At 60.8% G+C, this 14,468-nt stretch carries 17 protein-coding genes; 3 read left to right on the forward strand and 14 right to left on the reverse strand.

The features are described 5' to 3' along the window. Positions 1 to 157 precede the first annotated feature (157 nt). Positions 158 to 613, forward strand: a complete 456-nt coding sequence (locus KYK83_RS01350) for a nucleoside deaminase (RefSeq protein ID WP_103025200.1) — start codon at positions 158 to 160, stop codon at positions 611 to 613. A gap of 56 nt (positions 614 to 669) precedes the next feature. Here the strand turns inward: KYK83_RS01350 and KYK83_RS01355 are convergent, their stop codons facing one another. From KYK83_RS01355 to KYK83_RS01375, 5 genes are all read right to left on the reverse strand, one after another. Continuing rightward, positions 670 to 1,350 (reverse strand): ribonuclease T2 family protein, encoded by a 681-nt coding sequence (locus KYK83_RS01355; RefSeq protein ID WP_248284184.1) that lies wholly within the window; start codon positions 1,348 to 1,350, stop codon positions 670 to 672. An 86-nt stretch (positions 1,351 to 1,436) separates the two neighbouring features. Continuing rightward, positions 1,437 to 1,862 carry a hypothetical protein gene (locus tag KYK83_RS01360; RefSeq protein WP_103025198.1) on the reverse strand — a complete coding sequence of 142 codons (426 nt, stop codon included), beginning with the start codon at positions 1,860 to 1,862 and terminating at the stop codon, positions 1,437 to 1,439. A gap of 42 nt (positions 1,863 to 1,904) precedes the next feature. Further along, positions 1,905 to 2,765 carry a carboxylating nicotinate-nucleotide diphosphorylase gene (nadC, locus tag KYK83_RS01365; protein ID WP_222826927.1) on the reverse strand — a complete coding sequence of 287 codons (861 nt, stop codon included), beginning with the start codon at positions 2,763 to 2,765 and terminating at the stop codon, positions 1,905 to 1,907. Further along, positions 2,765 to 3,562 (reverse strand): LytR/AlgR family response regulator transcription factor, encoded by a 798-nt coding sequence (locus KYK83_RS01370; protein WP_103025196.1) that lies wholly within the window; start codon positions 3,560 to 3,562, stop codon positions 2,765 to 2,767. The genes nadC and KYK83_RS01370 overlap by 1 nt, the downstream gene beginning before the upstream one ends. Continuing rightward, positions 3,559 to 4,794, reverse strand: a complete 1,236-nt coding sequence (locus KYK83_RS01375) for a sensor histidine kinase (protein ID WP_103025195.1) — start codon at positions 4,792 to 4,794, stop codon at positions 3,559 to 3,561. The genes KYK83_RS01370 and KYK83_RS01375 overlap by 4 nt, the downstream gene beginning before the upstream one ends. Before the next feature lie 82 nt (positions 4,795 to 4,876). On the opposite strand from KYK83_RS01375, the gene KYK83_RS01380 reads away from it, so the two are divergent. Next, positions 4,877 to 5,491, forward strand: a complete 615-nt coding sequence (locus KYK83_RS01380; RefSeq protein ID WP_222826928.1) for an HD domain-containing protein — start codon at positions 4,877 to 4,879, stop codon at positions 5,489 to 5,491. Between the two features lie 4 nt (positions 5,492 to 5,495). Here the strand turns inward: KYK83_RS01380 and KYK83_RS01385 are convergent, their stop codons facing one another. From KYK83_RS01385 to KYK83_RS01420, 8 genes are all read right to left on the reverse strand, one after another. Then, on the reverse strand, positions 5,496 to 6,185 hold the full coding sequence (locus KYK83_RS01385; protein ID WP_222826929.1) for a DsbA family protein: 690 nt from the start codon (positions 6,183 to 6,185) through the stop codon (positions 5,496 to 5,498). Positions 6,186 to 6,202: 17 nt separating this feature from the next. Next, positions 6,203 to 7,582 carry a M48 family metalloprotease gene (locus tag KYK83_RS01390; RefSeq protein ID WP_222826930.1) on the reverse strand — a complete coding sequence of 460 codons (1,380 nt, stop codon included), beginning with the start codon at positions 7,580 to 7,582 and terminating at the stop codon, positions 6,203 to 6,205. An 11-nt stretch (positions 7,583 to 7,593) separates the two neighbouring features. Beyond that, positions 7,594 to 8,514 carry an alpha/beta hydrolase gene (locus tag KYK83_RS01395; protein ID WP_248284185.1) on the reverse strand — a complete coding sequence of 307 codons (921 nt, stop codon included), beginning with the start codon at positions 8,512 to 8,514 and terminating at the stop codon, positions 7,594 to 7,596. Further along, entirely contained in the window at positions 8,511 to 9,614 is a 1,104-nt protein-coding gene (locus tag KYK83_RS01400) for an App1 family protein phosphatidate phosphatase (RefSeq protein ID WP_222826931.1), read from the reverse strand. Before KYK83_RS01400 ends, KYK83_RS01395 begins: the two co-directional genes overlap by 4 nt. A gap of 58 nt (positions 9,615 to 9,672) precedes the next feature. Continuing rightward, positions 9,673 to 11,526: a PAS domain-containing protein gene (locus KYK83_RS17510; RefSeq protein WP_222826932.1), complete on the reverse strand. Its 1,854-nt coding sequence runs from the start codon at positions 11,524 to 11,526 to the stop codon at positions 9,673 to 9,675. Positions 11,527 to 11,630: 104 nt separating this feature from the next. Beyond that, positions 11,631 to 12,083, reverse strand: coding sequence for a DUF2141 domain-containing protein (locus tag KYK83_RS01410; RefSeq protein WP_346729398.1), 453 nt, complete (start codon positions 12,081 to 12,083; stop codon positions 11,631 to 11,633). Continuing rightward, entirely contained in the window at positions 12,080 to 12,796 is a 717-nt protein-coding gene (locus KYK83_RS01415) for a sterol desaturase family protein (protein WP_222826934.1), read from the reverse strand. Before KYK83_RS01415 ends, KYK83_RS01410 begins: the two co-directional genes overlap by 4 nt. Positions 12,797 to 12,844: 48 nt before the next feature. Further along, positions 12,845 to 13,309 carry an MmcB family DNA repair protein gene (locus KYK83_RS01420; protein ID WP_248284186.1) on the reverse strand — a complete coding sequence of 155 codons (465 nt, stop codon included), beginning with the start codon at positions 13,307 to 13,309 and terminating at the stop codon, positions 12,845 to 12,847. A 146-nt stretch (positions 13,310 to 13,455) separates the two neighbouring features. Between KYK83_RS01420 and KYK83_RS01425 the strand changes: the two genes are divergently transcribed. Beyond that, positions 13,456 to 13,977: a Csu type fimbrial protein gene (locus tag KYK83_RS01425; RefSeq protein ID WP_222826936.1), complete on the forward strand. Its 522-nt coding sequence runs from the start codon at positions 13,456 to 13,458 to the stop codon at positions 13,975 to 13,977. A 3-nt stretch (positions 13,978 to 13,980) separates the two neighbouring features. Here KYK83_RS01425 and KYK83_RS01430 read toward each other — a convergent pair whose 3' ends face one another. Further along, positions 13,981 to 14,379, reverse strand: coding sequence for a hypothetical protein (locus KYK83_RS01430; RefSeq protein ID WP_222826937.1), 399 nt, complete (start codon positions 14,377 to 14,379; stop codon positions 13,981 to 13,983). Positions 14,380 to 14,468 lie beyond the last annotated feature (89 nt).

A 14,468-nucleotide genomic window follows, 5' to 3' on the forward strand; every position in this document is an offset into this window, starting at 1 on the left:
GATAAGTCTCTTCGTTCGAATGGACGGGCGAGTTCCCTTGGCCGCTCGGCGCGGTTGCGGGGCTCATTAATCCCGGAAAGCGGCGCGCATAGCTGCGAGGGTGCGAATCGTCAAGCACGTTGCGCCCCAAGTGCACGCGAGCTAGCGCAGTTCCGCTATGGCTTCCTGGACCCTTCCGCAACCCATGCACCGTGCGCTCGCCCTCGCCGAAGAAGCCGCCCGAGTCGGCGAAGTGCCTGTGGGCGCAGTGATCGTGCGCGGCGGGACGATCGTGGCAGAAGCCCATAACGCCCCGCGCGAACAGCATGATCCGACAGCCCATGCCGAGATTCAGGCGATTCGCCTTGCGGCAAGGAAGCTTGGGGAAGAGCGCCTCACAGATTGCGAATTGTGGGTCACGCTGGAGCCTTGCGCGATGTGCGCCGGTGCGATCGTCCATGCGCGGATCGGCAAGCTCTATTATGCCGCGAGCGATCCCAAGGGCGGGGCGGTCGAACATGGCGCGCGGGTGTTCGACCAACCGCAATGCCTCCACAAGCCCGACATCTATTCGGGCATGGGGGAGGCAAAGGCGGCACAAATCCTGCGGGAGTTTTTCAGACAGCGCCGGTGAGCATCAGGATATGTTCGCGCTCGGTACCTGGAGAGCGCGTTCGACTGTAGTGCGTATCAAAGCCCTCGCCAGATTTTTGCCGGAGTCTCGTCTAGCGCGCCGAACCTTTGTCGGTCGCAGGCGGTGGGCATGAAGCGTTTGTCATAGCACAGCCGCAATTCTTCCAGCCATCCGCGACTGTTCAACAGCACGCCAACCGCGTCTGGTTTCCAGCCATGATTTGCATCGACGAACCGCGTGCGGATCGTACCGGCGGTCAGATCATCCTCACGGCTCACGCGATCGAAGTCGGGAAAGCGCAGGCCCTGCCACAAGATGCGAGTGACCTTGAAATAGGTTGCCGGTCGCTGCGCCATGCAGGAGCCGTGCTTGGCCCATTGACGCGCTATCAACGCGGCCGAGGGCGAAAGGCACATATTGGCGGCTATCTCGCGCGCAAGCGGCTGACGCGGTGCCGTGCACCACTGTGGCCAGCTGCGTCCGCTGTTCGGCCACAATCCATGGACCACGAGGCCGAACAGACCGTCCCGCCCGTTGCATTGACGCGCATGTTGCGGGCGCCCCTTACGCGGCTTGCAGAATTCGGGGCTCCAGCTCAGTGCCAGCGTGTATCCCGTTATCGGCAATGGGCGTGGGCGTGCTTCGCGTTCGATACGGGGAACCGCCACTGTGCGTGGCGGGCTGCACTGGTAATGCTGGGCCGCAAGCGGGGCCGCCTGATACGCGAGGCCAGCCATTGCGAAGGCGGCCAGCATCCTTGGACGGGTTGACGAGAGCATGAGTTCGGCGGGGCTTCGCTCGAAGCGAAGCGTCAGCGGCCAGCTTATGGCTGCCCGTCGCCGCCCTTCTTTTCGGCAAACCATGCTTTGGCATCCGGCTGAAACAGGAACCAGAGAGCGACGATCGTCATGATCGTGCTGATCAGGCCCCACGCCACGCTGGAATCGAAAACGGATGCGGCCGCAGTGGCGGTTGTCAGGACGGACCAGGCCGTCAGCAGGAGGAGTAGCCATTTGGCCAGTTCGATGCGCAAGATAGAGATCATGAACCATAGTGCCAGGCTGATCGCCGTTCCGAACAATAGGCCGCCGATCAGCACTCCGGTGCTCAGGCCCTCGACACCCTGGGCGGCGAGTTCTGCATTGGTCTGGGCGGCGATCGTGTCGTAATTGAAGACAAAACCCAGCAGGCTGACGGCGATCGACCCGAGATAGAGCCAGTCGAATTTTCTGATGGAGCCCGGTTTCATGAATTCCCCTCTCGCAAATGTCGGAGACAGGAATATCCGAAATTACAGCGGCGTAAAGTCGAGGCCGATATCCGCAGCGGGCGCGCTTTGCGTGAGCCGACCGACGGAAACGTAATCGACCCCTGTCGCAGCCTTGGCGTGAATGGTGTCGAGATCGATCCCGCCGCTCGCCTCGGTCGGGACCCTACCAGCCACAAGCGCGACAGCTTCACGCAGTACTGCAGGCCCCATGTTGTCCAGCAGCAGCCGCGTGGCGCCCGCCTGCAGCGCCGGTTCGATCTGGTCGATCCGGTCGACTTCGCAAATGATTTCCTGCACCCCTGCCGCGACCGCACGCTGCACCGCTTCGGCGACCGATCCTGCGACAAGGACGTGGTTGTCCTTGATCATCGCGGCGTCCCACAGACCCATCCGGTGGTTCGACCCGCCGCCCATGCGCACGGCGTATTTCTCAAGTTGGCGCAGACCGGGAATGGTCTTGCGCGTATCCAGCAATGTGCAGCCCGGATTGTCCATCGCGCGAACATATCGGGCAACCATCGTGGCGATGCCGGAAAGGTGCTGAACGGTGTTGAGCGCGCTGCGTTCGGCGGTCAGCATCGCGCGAGCATTGCCTTCGAACCGCATGAGATCGGTGTTCGCAGGTACGCTCGCGCCCTCTTCGACGAGAATCTCGACCGTCATGTCAGGATCGAGAGCGCGAAAAAATGCTTCGGCGATGGGCAGACCGGCTACATGGATGGCATCCCGCGTATCCATGACGCCTGCAAAGCCTGCATCGGCAGGGATTACGCTTTCGCTGGTCACATCGCGCCCACCACCCGGCAGGCCCGTACCGAGATCCTCGGCAAGGGTGTCGTTCACGAACCTGATGAGGTCGAAGCCCTCTAGCTCGAATGCCATCAGTGGACGAAACGCGCCACGACGTCGCGGTAGCTACGGCTCACCTTCACCTCCGCCCCGGAGTCCAGGACGAGGAAGCATTCGCCATTGGTGTGCGGCTTTACCTGGCGCACCTGATCGAGATTGACGATGGTCGAACGGTGGACGCGCTGGAACTTGCGCGGGTCGAGCCGACGTTCGAGATCCTTCATCGTTTCCCGCAGGATCAGCGAATTGTCGCCCGTGTAGATGCACATGTAATCGCCGGCGGCTTCGATATGTTCGATCGTGCCGACTTCCACACGGAATATCTGGCCGCGGTCCTTCACATTGATGAGCTTTTCGAACCGGCTTGCCGCTTCGGTATCCTCGCCAGCGAGATTTTCGGCTGCTTCGGGTGCCACTTCGGACAGAACGTTCTTGAGCTTTTCAGCTTCTTCGGTCGATTTCTTTTCCGCCAGACGCTGGCGCACACGCTCGACCGTATCGGCCAGCTTGTCCTCGTCCACCGGCTTCATCAGGTAGTTGACCGCATTCGCCTCGAAGGCGCGAATGGCATGTTCCTGGAAAGCGGTAACGAACACGAACAGGGGCGGATCGATTTCCATGACGCCCTGCACCACGGAGAATCCGTCGAAACCGGGCATCTGGATATCGAGGAAGACCAGATCGGGCTTCTGGGTCTTGATCGCGCGGATCGCCTCGCGGCCGTTCTGGCAGGTGTCGATGATTTCGACATCCTCAAACGGTTCGAGGCGAAGCTGGAGACCCTGGATGGCGAGCTTCTCGTCGTCGACGAGTATGGTGCGGATGGTCATGTCGTCTGGGGTGCTTTCGGGGGTAGGTGTGGGGGTATAACGGCCGTGGGGGGCGTGGGTTTCTGCGAAAACGCGGCCTGCTGGGCGGGCGCTGATTGCCCCTGGCTTAACGCATCTTCCGAATCGGGCTCGAACGGCAGCTCGACGAGCACGGAAAAGCCGCCGCTTTCCGGTGAGCGGATTTCGAACCTGTGCTCCTCACCGTATGCTTGCGCCAGCCGGTCGCGAATATTGGCAAGTCCCACCCCGGTCGAATCGCGGCGGGCATGGGTTGGCCGGACAGCAGGCAGGCCCTCTTCCGTGCCGTTCATGGTCATGCCGGGCCCGGTGTCCGAGACGGTCACGCGCAGGCGCGGGCCGACGATCTGCGCAACGATGGCGATCTCTGCGCCTTCTTCTTGCGGGCTGACGCCGTATTTGATCGCATTCTCCACCAGAGGCTGGAGCAGCATGGCGGGCAATTGCGCTCCTGCCGCCTCGGGTTCGATCCGGAATGTGGAGCGCAGGCGTTCTTCGAACCGCATCTGCTCGATACCGAGATAAAGCTTCAGCGTTTCCACTTCCTGCGCCACCGAAACCTTGCCGCCCGGCTGAGTGACCAGCGTATGCCGCAGGAAGCTGGACAGCCGGGTGAGCATGGCGTTGGCGGTCTCGCTCTGCTTGAGAAGCACCAGCGTACTGATCGAATTGAGCGTGTTGAAGAGGAAGTGCGGATTGAGCTGATAGCGCAGCATCGCAAGCTGCGCGCTGGTTGCCTGCGCTTCCAGCCGTTCGAGCCGGTCGGCCTGTTCTTCGATCTGAAGGAAGAAGTTGATCGCGAAATACAATGCGGACCAGGCGCCGAGCAGGGTAAGGTCGATGAAGTAGATGCCGACGAACAGGCTGACGAAATTGCCGCTGCCCGTGGCGCCGCCCGCCACATTGAGTACCCAGCTGTCGATGAAAGCGTGCAAGGCGACGGCGAAGGCCAGCACGACTGCCGTCGCGCTCCAGGTGATGACCGGCCGCTGTTTTATCAGCTTGCTGTAGATGACCGCCAGGATCAGGCTGATCGAGAACCCGGTGATGCTGGATATCAGGATGATGACCAGGCGGTCGGGCGACTGGCCGTTCGCCAGGGTAGACATCGCGCGCAGCATGGCTGCACCGCCCCAGCCGGCCAGCTGGAGGTTCCAAAACGCCTGGTTCTTGTTGGCGAAGAACGGCGTGGGGCGAATGGGCAAGACTGCCATTGGAACGCCCCTCTAGCGCAATTGCGACGAATTGCACCAGCCGCTACACTCACCGTAACAGGCAAAACGAGAGAGAGACGCGATGGGCATTCAGGAAAACATCGAACATTCGGCCGCCGAACGGGCAAAATTCCGCGAGATGAAGGAAGGCACGGCCGAAGACTGGGCGATCATCGGCGGCGAATACCGCGCTTTTGCCAAGGGACTGCCGGACCGTGTGCTGGACCATCTTAAGCTTCTCGATGGCGATTTCGGCGGCTTTCCCGTCTGCCGGCTCGAGCATTCGCTGCAGACCGCTACGCGCGCGCACCGTGATGGGCGCGACGAACAATATGTAGTGATGGCCCTGCTGCACGACATCGGCGATACGCTCGGCAGCTACAATCATCCCGAAGTCGCCGCTTCCATCATCAAGCCGTTCGTCACTGACGAAATCCACTGGATATGCCAGAACCACGGCGCGTTTCAGGGATATTACTACTTCCATTTCCTCGGGATGGATCAGAACGCGCGGGACAAGTTTGCCGAGCATCCGCATTTCGAAGCGTGCCGCGAATTCTGCGAGAAATACGATCAGGCCGCCTTCGATCCCGACTATGAAAGCGAACCGCTCGAGTTCTTCGAACCGATGGTGCGCCGCGTGATGGAACGCCCCTTGGCTTCCATGTACGCCAAGGCAATGGAGGAAGAGGGCTAAGCCACTATCCGGCTGCCGATTTCAGCGCTTCCGCCAGCCGTTCGGGCGGCACCAGACCTTCGATCACTTCGTCGCCTGCGATCCAGCTGGGCGTGCCGCTGAACTGCATGGACCGGGCAAACGCCATGTTCCGGTCCAGCTCTGCCGTGGCTTCATCGGACTGGGCGAACGCCTTTGCCGCGGCTTGATCCAGTCCGGCAATCTGCGCTGCGCGAGCAATCGTCGCGTCGCTGGGCGGTCCCTGTTCGAACATGGCGTGATAGAATGCGGCGTATTTACCCTGCTTCGCGGCGGCCAGTGCCATGCGCGCAGCCGCTTCACTGCCTTCGAAGATGGGCCATTCGCGCACGACGACCTTCAGTTCCGGATCCGCAGCGATCAGCTCGTCCGTTCCCGCGATCGACTGACGGCAATAGGTGCAGCCGTAATCGGTGAACTTGACCAGGACGTGGGAGCCTTCGGGATTGCCGAGCACCGCGCCAGGGAAGGGCTGCTTGACCCCTTCAGGCGCCTGAGCAAGACGATCTTTCGCCTGTTCGCGCTGGTACGCCTCGGCCATGTCCGGCAGGATCTGAGGGTTCGACAGCAGATAGTTGCGTGTCTGATTGTGACCCAGGCCCGATAGCGACCAGAGGCCTGCACCGGCGAAACCGCACACCAGCGCTATCAGCGCCGTCAGCAGATGATTTTTCATGACGTTCCTTCGTTTCGTCAGCCGGGCGCACAGTTGCGTTTGCGTTGCATTTCGCACTGCCGTTCGAGCAGGGCGCGTGCCTGCATCCCGATATCCTGTGACCGGATCCAGTCCGGGCTGCCGTGGTCCAGTCCGCTTTCCGCTGCCTGCGCGCTGCGTATGGCCAGCCCGTATTCGCCGTTCATCACCTGTTGTTCCGCGGAAGCGAGGCGGGCCCGTGCGGTATCGCCGCGCGCTGCATAGACGACGCCGAGCTGATACCAGGCGAAGGGATTGCGACGATCCCGCCCAACGGCGGCTCGCAACACACGCTCGGCCTCTTCGTAATTGCTCTTGTCTTCGGTAGCGATCAGCGCATGACCGAACAGGCTGGCGATCAGCGGTTCGGAATTGGTCAAATCGGTCGCCCGGCGCAGCGGCTCGAGCGATTCGCGAGGGCGGCCCGATTCAAGCAAGACCTGTCCCTTGAGTTCGAGGAAATATGGGTCGTCGGGATCCTTTGCCAGCAGCTTGTCCGCCGTCTCGAGCGCGAGATCAACGCGGGCATTCTGGTGGTAGGCATAGGCGCGGGCGTAGAGCGCGGGTATCGTCTGGTCGGTTTCGGGATAATCGCGCAGTGTCGTCGACGGCTTCGATATGTAACCGATGAGCTTGGCCTTCACCCGTTCGAAATTCGCCTGGTTGCGGGCGTTCGCGGGACGCTGCCATGCGGGGTCTTTTTCATACACGCCGCGCAATGCCGAAATACGGTCACCCGAAAGCGGGTGCGTGCGATAGAAACCTGCCTCATCGCTCTGGCTGTAGCCATAGCGGTATTCCTGATTGAGCAGCTTGCCGAAGAAATCGAGCGAACCCTGTCCGGAAATACCCGCCTTGGACAGATATTCAGCCCCGGCAAAATCGGCAGACGATTCCTGGGTCCGGCTGAATGAAAGGAACTTGCCCATCGCCGCCTGCTGCCCGGCCATCATGATGCCCATGGCCGCATCGCCAGCACCTACCAGCGCAGCGCCAAGGCCGGCCAAGAGCGAAAGCACCGTGATCTTGGTGGCCGACGCCATACCTTCGCCATAACGAAGGATATGCCCACCGGTGATATGGCCCAGTTCGTGCGCAATCACGCCCTGAACCTCTTCGGCCGTATCGGCGGCGTCGATCAGACCAGAATGGATGTAGACCGCCTGACCGCCCGCCACGAAGGCGTTGATCGACGGATCGTTGATTAGAATTATATCGACGTTGTCGGGCTGCAGTCCGGCCGCCTCGATTAGCGGAGCCGATATTTCATCAAGAAATGCTTCGGTTTCTGCATCGCGCAGAATGGACTGGGCAGCAACCGGCTGCGCCGCGAGCATGGCGGCAGCAAGCATGGCGAGCAGGCGGGCAAATAGGCGCATTGGCGGCGAGCCTAAGGGCTTTCGGCCTGAACCGGAACTGAAACCTTGCTCACCCGGCGGGCGAATTCGACCACGGCATCATCCACATCGCGCGAATTGCGCCACGGGCTGGCGAAGGAAATGAGCGGGGCATTGTGGTCGAAGCTGTCGTAAAACCGAGTTTCCACAGGCGCTCCCGCATCTCTCAGGGCTTTTGCCAGACCGCGGGTATTGCGCGGTTTTACCAGCGTGTCGCGCTCTCCATGTATAAGCAGCATAGGCGGCGCGTCGGCGCGCGCGTGATTGACCGGCTGGCTCTCGGGTCCGGCGCCTACCGAACCAAATGCGTCCCGACTCGAATCCTTATCGAATGGGTAAAAATCATAGGGCCCGGCCAGGCCGACCACGCCGCGCGGCGTCACTCCGATGCGGGAGAGCCACTTTTCCTCCAAAGCCGCCTGAACCACATTGTACGCGCCTGCCGAATGTCCGGCCAGGATCACGCGGCCCGGATCACCGCCGAATTGCGGCGCGATCCGAACCGTTTGGCCGATGACGGTTACGGTATCTTCCAGCATGGCGGGATAGCGTCCGTCCTCGCCCAGCCGGTAACCGGCCAGCGCAACAACGAAGCCTTCCGGAGCTAGAGCGCGCGCGATGAATGTGTAATCATCCGGGTCGCCCCAGCTCCAGCTGCCACCATGAACAAAAAGGATGATCGGTAAGGGTTGGTCATGGTCGGCTTTCGCAGGCGCATAAATTCGCAACTTCTGGTCTCGGTGCGGGCCATATTGGGTGTTCGAAACCAGCGTGACGCCCCGGCCGCCACCTGTAAGCCGGTCGATGCCATTCAACACTGCGGGACCGTTCGTGCGTATGGCCAACAACAGCAGGCCGCCGGCCAACAACAGGAACAGAACGATGCCGAGACCGATCTTCATCGCGCGCTTCATGCCTTCCGCTTTTTCGTTGCTTCTACCGTGTCGACGATCGCCTTTGCCTCTCCGTCGCCAAGGAGGCCGATGGAGGCGAGGAATTCGTGACCAGTATCATAGCCATCGCCCAGCCATAACGGTATTTGGGCCGCTTCGAGATTTGCGGTAGCCGTCAGTTCCTCCGAGCTCATCGCATCGCCAACCTTTCGGATGAAGATTGCGCGAACCCGCCCGGGATGGTCGACCGCAATCTGGGCAAATGCGGTCAGATCGCCCTGGCTGTCATCCCCGATCAACGCGAATTTTATCTCGGGATAGGTTTCAATAATGGCTTCGATGGCGGCGCGCTTGTGTGCACCGTGGCTGGCAGATCCGAAGGTAGCACGGTTAAGGCCCCAGTCGCGCAGCGCAATGGGCCCCAATGGCAGGCCCCGGCCACGAATATAGGTCACCAGATAGCTGAACAGGTTCCACGGGCTCGAGGAAACATAGAAAAACGGCCGATGAGTCGCAGGCTGCGTCTCGCCGGCATGACCTTCTCCGCTGGTGAGCGCTTCTCCACCGCCCAGCGCGTTGTAGAATACGTCGGCGCCCGGAACGAGGATGCGTTCTTCCGGCATTTGGATCAGGATCCTGCGCCAGTTACGCAATACTGCGCGAAAATCGCCAGTGATGCCGGTTTCGACGATTGTGTCGTCTATGTCCGAAATAACTGCCAGACCGGTATCGGCCCCTGGCGCAAGCACATGCGCATCGACGCATTGTTCTTCCTCGCCCGCTCGCCAGTGGAAAACGACCGTATCCCACACAGGGTGGGTACCGTAATCCCAGCAGGGTTCGAGCGGGATATCGAAATTGACGAAGCCTTCGCTGTCCGTTCGCCCCAGATGGCGTTGAGCCTTTCCGTCGGGAAGGGCGATTTCCAGTTCGACAGGTAGATCGGGGACTTCATGGCTGACGAACTGGCTCAGCATGGTTTTCGCTGCACGCCACTTGCTGCGCTGCTCGAACTTGCCGACGCGCGAACGCAAGGCCCTGGCCGAAATGCGCAGCCGTTCACGGTTTCTATAGCCGAAATAGGGCTGAATGCGGACGGGTGCAGTAGGGAAAAACGGCATCGCCCCCGCGCTAGCCAATCGAGCGCGGGGGCGACAAGCGAATTGTAGCAGCGTTGTCCTAGGCGAGCAGCTTGCGCGCGGCGCGTTCCACCAGCGGCACGTCGTCAGGTATTTCGCCGACGATTTCCAACGTACCGGCAGCGGTGCGCCGGATCATGACCAATGCGAATTCCGTGCCGTCCTCGTCTAGATCGGCGAGGGAAAGCGGTTCCAGGGCGCGAAGCTTCTTCGCAAGGGCAGGGCGAACGGTTTTCTTGTCCGCGACGGCCTTACCCTGCTCTTCCTTACGCGCATCGCGTTCGGCATTGACGATCCCTTTGAGGCCGCCCTCGGCTTCGCGCAGGAACGTTGCGAGCTTGCCGCGTTCCACACCGATACGGTGGGCATGCATCAGCACGGCGGCGTATTCGGTCAGGCGAGTCTTGTCGTAATCGGCACCGAAAACCAGCTTGACGATCGGCGTCATCGGCGCGCGATCCTGAACGGTCAGGCCGTTGTCGATAAGCAGTTCGTTGAAATCTCCGGGAGCGCTCTGCGCTTCAAGGCTGAAGTCGTAAGCCCTTGCGACCGCCGAATAAAGTGTCTTGCGGCTGCGATCCTCGGTGTTCTGCGCAGCCTGCGCCATTTCGCGCGCCGCAGCGAGACAATCGTAGAGGCCCTCAGGCGAAGCGTCCTCCGAGTTGGCATCTGGCGCAGCCGCCACTTCTTCGACGTCCTCTGGTGGAATATCGGTGAGCTGCGGTTCTTCGGCAGGTGCCTCGTAGGGCTCGGGAACGCGCGGCGGAGGGGCGAAGCCTTCGCCTTCATAAGCCTGCGGAATGGCAGGCGCGGGTTCCTGATGTGAAAGGTCGACGCTCTTCTTTGTCCGGCCGCCACGGCTGACCAGCGAGATCAGACTGCTCGACGTCTCATCGTCGGCAAGCGGATCGACCACGGCGTCAACGTCCTCGTCGCCCTCTTCCTCGTCGTCCCAATCCGGCAAGCCATAATCTGCGGCAGTCTTGATAGGATGATCGAAATCGTCTTCGTATTCCGGCTCGCCCATGTCGTCTGGAACGTAGTTGCCGATCGGGTTGCCCAATGCATCGACACGCGTTGCGGGCTGATCAGCGACGCTCGGTTCTGCGAATCGGTCTTCATCATCATCTGCCGCGCCGAAAGAAGGTTGTGGCAAGGCATTGTGCGCAGGGCTGTCGGTCATGGTGTCGTGTCCGAGTTCAAGTATGCTGTCGGAGTGTTCCGCGTCCATGCCCGACGTGAGCATTTCGGCCGTCTCGACCATGGTATCAAGATCGCTTTCGCCATCATCTACCGGGCCGAGAGCTTGGTCTATCGCCAGAAGCAGTTCGTCGGCGGTCTGCTGGTCGGCCATTTCCTTCCAGTTGATCACGCCATAGATGAAATCGATCGTCTCGTTATCGCTCGAGTAGGGGAGCAATATACCGCGATAGAGGACGTTCGCGCCCCGTTCGTTGGAGAATTCCGCTTCGAATCCGATCGGTGCCTGATTGGCGATGATTTGCATGTAATGATCGGTAATGCGGCTCAGCACCGATCGACTGGGCACGGCAGACAGACGGGAAAGCGTGCTGTCCTGACCGGACTCGACCGTCAGTTCGGAGCCGACGAACGCAACCTTTGGATCGTCGATATCGTCCGACAGGTCGAGCAGAACCGAATAGGGCCCGAAGTCGTCGAGCGTGTCGGGTTCGAGGTCGGAAATGTGTGGGAAGTTGAGATCGCCGAGAAGCGTCGCCCAGTGATTGTAGGCGCGAACCTGCATGCGGCGTTCGTCCTGGCCGACCGGCGATGGCGGCGGATCGAGATCGGTGTCGTCCTCCTCGACGTAATCGTCGTCGAAGTCCTCCTCTCGATCACGGAAGCCGAAAAAGCCGCCCAGCCTGTCTATCACTGCATTAGCCCCCGAAGAGTTCTGCCCAATCGAAGGCGGTATGAAGCGGGTGCGGTAAAGATCGGGTTAAAGAAATTAACCATGAGGCTGCGCCAAAAGCGGCGTCAGAGCATGTAGCGCATCCGGATGGTCAGCTTGCGGTCCTGCGCACCGATATCGATTGCGGCATCGGAAAAGCGCGGCGGGCCCATCCGGACCTTGGCGTCGCGAGAAAAGCCGAAGCCTTCCTTCGGCATCATCCCCAGGGCGCGATCGGCCTTGCCGTTCGAATTCTCGTCATGGAGCAAGGCTATGGCATACTGCCCTGGTTTCACGCCGGAAAACGTGAAGGTGACGCTGCCTTCTCTAGCTTGCGCCGTCGCACCATATGCGCCCGGCACGCCGCGGCAGCGCGGAAACGTCGCTTCGCCCGCGGTCATGCAGGCACGGACGATACCTTTGGAATTGCGCAGATCGGTAACCGTGACCGTCACGGTGGCCCCTTCCTGCGCTGGCGCAGTTGAAGCGATGAGCAACGGTGCGAAGACCAGTGAAATCAGTGCAAAGACATGATTCACGCGTCCGGACTTAGCCCGCGATCCGTGCCGCAAAGCCGATCCCAGATGCGAAAATAGAGGCCGTAATTGCATTTGTACTCTTCGTGATGACGCTGATGGTGGCTCGCCGTTATCAACCAGCCTCCCAACCTGGAATGAACCAGCCACTTCGGGAACATCTCCCATCCCATGTGATTGGTGACGCCCATTACCGTCATCACGAGCAAAACCACGCCAAGCATGGCCACGTGGATGGGGATCAGGAAGACAAGCGCCGGGATCACCACCGCGCCGGTCAGCGCTTCCCACGGATGGAAGCTCATCGCTGCCCAAGCCGTAGGCGGGCGGCTGGCATGGTGGACGGCGTGCATGGTGCGAAACCACGCTGGCCGATGCATCAGGCGATGGGTCCAGTAAAACCAGCTGTCATGAGCCAATAGGTACAGCATCGGAGCGACGGGCAAATACCACAGTGGGTAAGCGTCCCACTCTGTGTAGATCCGCGTCCATCCGAGCGCCTGCCAGCCCCAGGCAACCACACCTGCCGGTATCCCGTAGATCGCGGCAGAGGCGAGCGACCAGCCGATCTCCTTGCGGATCTGCGTCCCCAATTTGGCGTGATAGCCGGGCCGGACGCGGTTGGTTACAAAAGCGAATAATCCGCTCGCGGCGAGGTAGCGGACCGAAACGATAGCGGTCATCGCGAGTACCGAAAGGATTATGGCGCCGAGCATATTGCGTTGATGGTAGGCGGCAATGCACCTTCCGGAAACAACGAAAAGCTATTCCGGTGTACCCCAAGGTGCACATTGTGGGTCGAGTGCAACGGTCGCGCGGCGCAGCGCGGCACGGGCAAGCCGTTCGACCTCGACCTTTCGGCGCGCCGCGGCAAGCGGGTGTAGCGGAGCAGGCCGCAGGATCTCGCCATCGTAACCATCTGCCACGATAATCCCGCAGCAATCCGGACGGTAGCCTTCGCCCTCCAGAGGACTGCGATCCAAGCCCGGCGGTACCCCCCAAAAGAAGCGATCGCAGAAATCGAGATAATCGGGCCATTTCCCGTCGCCCAGCAGATCTGCGCGCTGGACCTTGATCTCGACAATTATGACGCGGCCCTTGGAATCCACGCCCATCAGATCCGCTCTGCGCCCATTTCTGAGCGGCATTTCCGACAGGCACCAGATGTCATTACGCGCAAAGAGCCGCGCAATGCCCCTTGCGACTACTCCGGCTTTTTGCGCTTCCATTATCGAGTCCATCATGCGCCGTGATTGGAACAGATCGCGAACGCACGCAAGATCGAATTGTTGCGCAAATATCTGGCCGCTTATCGCACAGCGAGCAGTCCAACGTGGTAAACAAGCTGTTAAACAGACCGGCAGCGTTCTAACCAATGGATGACCAAAGCACGTTTGGGCACAACTGGAATGAGATGAAGCCGATTTTCGCCTTTTCCGCCGCCATCACGGCGATGACGCTTTGCACACCGGCCGAGGCGCGCCAGGCCGAAGCCGTGTTGCACGTCAGCGCAGTGGTAGAGGAAAGCTGCAGCGCGAGCGCCGATCCATTGGACTTCGTTCTCGATACTACCGTTGGCGCAAGCGCACATGGGCAAGCGTCAATCGACCTGTCGTGTTCGGGACCAACCGCATTCGAGATAGCCTTGGATACGGGGCAAAACGGTGCGCGGCGCATGTTGGATTCAGCGAGCGGGCAGACGCTCGCTTACGAAATCTATTGTGATGCAGCACGCAGTGTGCGGTGGGGCAACGCCGCGGGCGTCGATACAGTTGCAGGTGCGGCAGACGCGAATGGAAAAGCCACGCTAACCGCGTATGGCGCAACATTCGCGAATGTAGAACGCGTGGCGGCCGGAACCTATTCCGACGCGGTCGTTGTAACCGTCAATTTTTGAAAATCAGCGATCGTAGGCCAGATCGACGATCGCCGAACGCGAAGCATGAAATTCGCGCCACAACGTGAGCGCCGCTGCGGTCGTGTCCTGGCCACGCGCGGTCAATGACAGCAAGGCACGCAGCCCTGGCTGCATGATCGCTGCCAGATCATCGATACCGCGGGCAATCGTCTCGAAGCGCCAGCCGCTCAGTTCGGCAGCGCGAAGCGGCAGCTTGGCGATCTGCTCTGACTCGGCTTCGCGACCTAGCTGAGCCAGATTGGCCACGGCCGCGGCGGCCTCGTGCACCGCTTCCCACTGCTCGCAAAGCCTGCCCAGTTCCGGCAGTTCGTGCGGCCCGCAGCTTTCCGGAGGAAGCATCATGGCATGCGCCAGGTCGAATTCGTGGGACAATGCGTTCATGGCTGCGAAGAGTACAAACCCCGTCTTGCCAAATCGCTAACGACGCCGCTACGAACCCACCCGACCTTTTAAGACTGGCGAGCCGCCCC

Source organism: Qipengyuania pacifica, from assembly GCF_019857205.1.
In the GTDB taxonomy this organism is placed as follows: domain Bacteria; phylum Pseudomonadota; class Alphaproteobacteria; order Sphingomonadales; family Sphingomonadaceae; genus Qipengyuania; species Qipengyuania pacifica.